We start from the raw sequence: 2,490 nt of genomic DNA, 5'->3' as shown, positions 1-2,490 counted from the left end.
ACACCCAACCGGAAGATTCCAGATCAAACCGGCCCTGATCGCGGGGGAAGGTCAACAAAATAAGCCAAAACTCATGCGTTTGTGTCACTGACGATTGCGACGGGTTTTGGCGCGCATGTTTCTTAGAAGCAGACGTACGCGCGGCCGCAGCGAAGGCTCACTTCGTCCTGCATATTGACGGTTGAAATCAGTCGCAGCGAAGGGACGCTTTGTATTCGGCGTCCAATGGCAGTCTTAAATGGCCGCTTCAGCGACCCGAGCTGCATTGCGGCCCAAAGCGCACCGCAGATGCGAGGTTTTTGCAGAAACACTGGCTGCGTCAGCATAAGGCGGCAAGGGCCGTTTCCCGCTCAATCTAATCTACTGAATTTTCCGCGCTCAGTGGTCTTGGGCCTCTCACTGCTCAGGCGCAGGCGATTTGCGATATTTCGGAGCACAAATCAGACCTATGTGTCTCGCGACACAGAACTATCTGTCATCCCACAACGGTTGTGGAATGACAGATAGTTCAGAGTCGATGCGTTACGTAACCCATTGATTTTGTTGGGTGGGAGAATTCTTGAACGCACCAACCTTGAGTTTTTAGACGCATAGATTTGAGTCAAAATACGCGCCCAAAATTATTCTTTTGGATCAGGAGCTTAAGGCGGGTGAAAACTTTGCCGTTCGCGCCGTGGTCATCGCTGTGGTAACAAACCTCGCCACGTGCGCATACCGAGCTCTTGCCTGCTGTGCTGCCAAGTGGCTTCCGTTGCATGGCAGAATGAAATGCAGCCATTCAGGCACATCGCCGCGAGCTTTCGATAGGCAATACCCGTATTGCGCAACCTGGATCTATCTGAGCCACTCGATATTTGCGCCCTGTGTCCTGGCTTGGGGCGAGATGAACTGGACGTTAACGGGCCGTTCTCAGTTCATTCAACTACGTTCTTGCATGCTGACTACTGGTCGCTTTGGCGACAATCACACGACAACCGATCAATTGGTGAGCTTGGAACGTCGAATGCTGAACTACCCTTTGACTTTTACTGTCGCCTCGATGGGGATCTTTTTCGGATTTTTAGCGGGCGTTGTTTTTGCCTAGACCATCGACTTGCGCGCCCTCATTCGTCCATGGCGTCTTGTGTAAAGCCCTCAACAAATTGGCTGTTGGGCATTCGCGGGCGCATCAGCAGATTGTCAATGCGGTTCGGCCTGAGAAAAGATGAACGGAGCATTAACGAGGCGTTCCAATTGCGTTCACCTGGTTGCTCACAAGCTGGCTTTTAGTCGCTGTGGCGCGACCTCTGGTTGGTTTGCGGTGGTCCCACCAGAGCACCCGAGGGGGAAAATTGGTGGAGTGCGCTGCAGCGGCGCCGTGCCCTTGGTCTAGCAGGCTGGGAATGGTGCCCGTCTTCGGAATCTGTGACGGAACGTGTGCAACTACATAAAAGACACCTGGTGGCCAACGACTTCGAGTGCCAGGTCACAGAGATGCAAGCCCGCATCGTCATACTGACTGACTACTCTACTCTTGGCACATCCTTCGCTGAGCCCTTAGGATAGGCCTCTCAGGGTAAGGGAGTGCGCCCCCAGCCCGCTTTTTTGCAGCGCCGCACCGCTAACCAATGTACGACGCGACCCATACCTTTTTTTAACGCCGAAGAACGTTGGAGCAGTCATGGTCATTTATTTCACACGTCATGCCGAAAAGGCCGACATCGGTACCAACCCTCCAATTTCCAACGCAGGTCGGGCGCGGGCCAAGGTCCTGGCTCATATCTTGACCGACACCAAACTCAAGGCAGTGTATGTCACGCAATTCCTGCGCACTCAGATGACGGGTGAAACCATTACGGAGGCGCTCGATCTGGCCGATCCTGTTCATTACGACGCCGGAAATCCCACTGAGGTGATTACCAAGGCGCGGAATGAGTTTCCCGATGGCAATGTGCTGATCATCGGGCATTCAAACACATTGGATGACATCGCAAATGAACTTGGCATCCCGTCGGTGCCGGAATTGGAGGAGCACCAGTTCGATCGCTTGTTTGCGATTCACATCCACGAACATACACCGCACCTGCAACGCCTGCGCTATGGCATACCCACGCCTTGATCAAAGAGGATGACAGGGCCCCGTGCGGCATCAAAGATTTTCGGGGCTATCCTGATATTGGAACCCGGATCGCGCACTTGTAGAGAATGTCTCCCTCGACGGGCCGCGCCACAGCATCCCAAACTCGTATTGGGTGCCCACATTAGACCTGTGGCGAGATTGAACATTTCAAATCGCGCCGGAGTTCAAGCTACCGATGCGCCAGTTTACGCACAGAATCCGTTTGAAGAACATGACCTTCGTAAAAAGTTTGGCTGCCTGCAGATTTGAAAACCAGCGTTGCTGAAGGTCCGTGTAACTGTGCTGCCCGCTGTATCGTGACGCTTCGTCTCTGCCTCACCATTGCTTGGCTAAAACGCGTTTGCGCAACATTAACCAAAGGTGAACGACGC

At 53.5% G+C, this 2,490-nt stretch carries 2 protein-coding genes; one reads left to right on the top strand and one right to left on the bottom strand.

Features of this window, described 5'->3' with window-relative positions:
- The first annotated feature begins 1,660 nt into the window (after positions 1 to 1,660).
- Positions 1,661 to 2,098, top strand: a complete 438-nt coding sequence (locus GOX53_RS29155) for a histidine phosphatase family protein (RefSeq protein ID WP_171182378.1) — start codon at positions 1,661 to 1,663, stop codon at positions 2,096 to 2,098.
- Between the two features lie 190 nt (positions 2,099 to 2,288).
- On the opposite strand, the gene GOX53_RS29700 is transcribed toward GOX53_RS29155, so the two are convergent.
- A partial coding sequence (locus GOX53_RS29700; RefSeq protein WP_217351998.1) for a hypothetical protein occupies positions 2,289 to 2,490 on the bottom strand: 202 nt, incomplete at its 5' end.

This window comes from Ruegeria sp. HKCCD8929 (genome assembly GCF_013031405.1).
Classification (GTDB): Bacteria; Pseudomonadota; Alphaproteobacteria; order Rhodobacterales; family Rhodobacteraceae; genus Ruegeria.
Note: the sequence above shows the minus strand (reverse complement) of the source record. Positions and strands in the feature narration are given on the sequence as shown.

Excerpts from the sequence above, each read along its gene's own strand:
- GOX53_RS29155 (WP_171182378.1), top strand. The coding sequence starts at position 1,661 with ATGGTCATTTATTTCACACGTCATGCCGAAAAGGCCGACATCGGTACC.